Source organism: Modestobacter altitudinis (genome assembly GCF_005930475.1).
Classification (GTDB): domain Bacteria; phylum Actinomycetota; class Actinomycetes; order Mycobacteriales; family Geodermatophilaceae; genus Modestobacter; species Modestobacter altitudinis.
This window is the reverse complement of the sequence record NZ_SJEW01000160.1, coordinates 1-389: the sequence shown is the minus strand read 5'-3', so window position 1 is coordinate 389 and position 389 is coordinate 1. Positions and strand designations below refer to the sequence as shown.

At 69.2% G+C, this 389-nt stretch carries 1 protein-coding gene; it reads right to left on the bottom strand.

Annotated elements, in window-relative coordinates; genetic code table 11:
* The coding region (locus FHL79_RS24875; RefSeq protein WP_171058344.1) for a cupin-like domain-containing protein at positions 1-389 on the bottom strand (389 nt) is incomplete at both ends.

Sequence of the window (389 nt, the reverse complement as noted above, 5' to 3'; positions counted from 1 at the left end):
CCATGTAGAAGTCGTTCGTCTCGCCGCCCGTCTCCACCCGCTGGACGTAGTCGCGCAGCTTCACCACCTGGCGGTGTTTGTCGGGCTGCGAGGCATGGTCCGGGTTGGTGTCGCGCCCGGACATGATTTCCACCTCCACGTCCCCGAAGCGCTCCCGGAAGTCCGCGAGGGACCAGCGGCGCATCGCCGGCCAGTCCTCCATGAAGCCCTGCAGCACCACCGGCCGGTGACCGAAGTAGTAGCGGGTGAAGAACTCCTCCGGGCTCACCCCGCGGCGCTTCTCCAGCGTCACCGCGCCGGACTGGCGGTGCAGCTCCGCGTAGAGGTCCGCCATCGCCTCCAGCCACTCGTAGCGCCGGCCAATCCGCCGCGCCGCCACCATGTAGGGG